The following is a 2,561-nucleotide window of genomic DNA, read 5'->3' on the forward strand; positions in this document are numbered from 1 at the left end:
GATCGAGGCGGGCGAAGAGGCGGCGGCCCCCGACATCTGGAACCCCGCCGCCTGGCCGGCGCTTCAGGGGCGCGGCTACGATTGGGACTATCGCACGGAGCCGCAAACCGGGACTGCGGGCCGGGTGCATCACTGGGCGCGCGGGCGGTTGGTGGGCGGCTCGAGCTGCCTGCATGCGATGGGCTACATGCGCGGCCATCCCCTCGACTTCCAGGCATGGGTCGACGCGACCGGCGATGACAGGTGGAGCTGGAATGGATTGCTGCCCGCGTTTCAAGCCATCGAGGATCACCCGCTCGGTGGCAACGGCCTTTACGGCAAGGGCGGGCCGATGCCCGTCCATTTGCCGACCGACGAGGTAAGTCCGGTCGCACGCGCGTTCATCGAAGCCGGCGCTTCGCTCGGCCTGCCGCGTCTTGAGGGTCACAACAGCGGACAGATGATCGGCGTCACCCCGAACTCCTTGAACATTCGAGACGGTCTGCGGGTCACGGTGGCCGACGCCTGGCTCACGCCGGCGGTTCGAAGCCGCAAGAACCTGACCATTCTTACGGGATCGCGGGTGCGGCGGCTCAAGTTGGAGGGCAATCAGGTCCGCGGCCTCGAGGTCGTGGGGCGGCAGGGTCGGGTCGAAATCCTTGCGGATCAAATCGTGCTTTGCGCCGGCGCGCTGGAAAGTCCGGCCTTGCTGATGCGCTCGGGCATCGGTCCGCACGATATACTCGACGCCGCGGGCGTCAGCTGCGTGATCGATATGCCGGAGATCGGTCGAAACCTTCAGGACCACCTGCTTGGTGCCGGCAACCTCTATGCGGCCCGCAAACCCGTTCCCCCCTCGCGCCTTCAGCACTCGGAGTCGATGGCCTATATGCGGGCCGACGGGTTTACCGGTACCGGCCAGCCCGAAATTGTCGTCGGTTGCGGCGTCGCGCCGATCGTGTCCGAGCGCTTTCAGGCGCCTGCCGCTGGCACTGCATATTCGCTGCTGTTCGGGATCACCCATCCGACGAGCCGCGGCAGCGTGCGCATAAGCGGGCCGGAACTCGATGGTCGATTGATCATTGACCCCGCATACTTGCAAAGCGGTCGGGACCGCGCGCTGTTTCGCGGGGCGCTCGAGGCAGCCCGGACAATCGGACATCGAGATGAACTCGCCGGCTGGCGAGAGCGCGAGCTCCTGCCAGGCACCCTGAACAGTACGGCTGAAATGGACGACTTCATCGCGCGGTCGGTCATTACACACCACCATCCCTGTGGCACTTGCAGGATGGGCAAGGACCCGGACGCCGTCGTCGATGCGAATCTCAAGCTCAAGGCGCTCGACAATCTTTTTGTCGTTGACGCGTCGGTCATGCCCAGTCTCACCGCGGGGCCGATACACGCCGCGGTTCTCGCTATCGCCGAGACCTTCGCTCGCCGGAAAATCCTGCTGTCTTGATCCGAGGGCTGCGCGTCCGTTCCTTCGCTACAAGGCTCGGGCCGCTGTCGCCATGCTCCTCAACGCGCGCTGAGCGCGACCATGCGGTCAAGGGCAGCGCCAAGGCCTTTCAGCGACACCGGAAAACTAAGCGTGGTCTCGGCCGCGGTGGTGACGTCGAGCTTGAGCTCGGTACCTGCCTTGAGCCTCTGCATCAGCGCCCGGTCGATCGGAAACAGCGCCACGCAGCCATTCGGCAGGCAGGTCCTGAACTTCAACGGCCCGACGGGCGGCTGGTCGTCGATCTGGGCCGCCACGCCGGGATCGAACAGGATGCCGAAGGGCAGCAGCAAGGTTCCGATCAATCCGCCCTTCTGCGCCGCGCGCAACTCCACGGCCAGAAGCCTCTGGCCGTTTTTCTGCGTCTGGTCCTGCGTGACGGTGCAGACCCGGGCATTGTCCTGTATGACGCAGGCCAGCTGCCAGTCCTGATAGGTTTCCTGGAGCGACGACGCGCCATTCGGAAGCGACCCAGCCTGCTGCTGTTGGGCGAAAGCAGCCGGTAGCGAAGCGGAGAAGGTCGCCGCGCAGATGGCGGCTGCCTTCAGCGAAAAATGTCTACGAACCAATGAATGCGGCCTTCTCTTCGGTGCCGGGCAAATGCCCAAAGTGTCGGCTTCGAGGCCCCGTGGCAACGGTCACGTACAGACCCATTCGCGGATCTTGCATTGGATCCCCCCTGCCTCGCAGGCCTGCAAGGCGAGATCTTCGGCTTCGCGGCGCGTTTCGGCGGAGTTCACGCCCCAGGGGGTGAACCGATGCTCCACCTTGTCGGCCACCGCCAGCGCGCCGCAATGCTTGTAGGGAAATCCGGTCTCGTCGTCGTCCGTCCAATGGCGGTGATTGCGGAACACGGCAACGACATTGCAGGCTTTTCCACCGGCATTCTCGCAATATTTCTGCGCAATGTCCTTCGCTTCCTGCCGCTTGTCGGCGCCCCAGAAGAAGCCATACTTGGTGTCGGTCTGGGAATAGGCGATTGCCGCCCAGATGCCTTTCTCCTCCTGTGGCGGCTCGGACGGCTCCACCAGATCGGCCGAGACGACCTGCCCGCTCCACAGCAAGGCCATGCACAAGACTGTCA

The 2,561-nt window shown here is 64.6% G+C and carries 3 protein-coding genes; 1 reads left to right on the plus strand and 2 read right to left on the minus strand.

Annotated features, from left to right (window positions below; genetic code table 11):
* A partial coding sequence (locus tag EOA36_RS33100) for a GMC family oxidoreductase (protein WP_145969444.1) occupies positions 1-1,438 on the plus strand: 1,438 nt, incomplete at its 5' end.
* 59 nt (positions 1,439-1,497) lie between these two features.
* Here EOA36_RS33100 and EOA36_RS33105 read toward each other — a convergent pair.
* Positions 1,498-2,046: an invasion associated locus B family protein gene (locus EOA36_RS33105; protein WP_127280975.1), complete on the minus strand. Its 549-nt coding sequence runs from the start codon at positions 2,044-2,046 to the stop codon at positions 1,498-1,500.
* Positions 2,047-2,115: 69 nt separating this feature from the next.
* Positions 2,116-2,553 (minus strand): DUF4189 domain-containing protein, encoded by a 438-nt coding sequence (locus EOA36_RS33110; RefSeq protein ID WP_245464540.1) that lies wholly within the window; start codon positions 2,551-2,553, stop codon positions 2,116-2,118.
* Positions 2,554-2,561 lie beyond the last annotated feature (8 nt).

It is taken from the genome of Mesorhizobium sp. M8A.F.Ca.ET.021.01.1.1 (assembly GCF_003998025.1).
Lineage (GTDB): Bacteria > Pseudomonadota > Alphaproteobacteria > Rhizobiales > Rhizobiaceae > Mesorhizobium.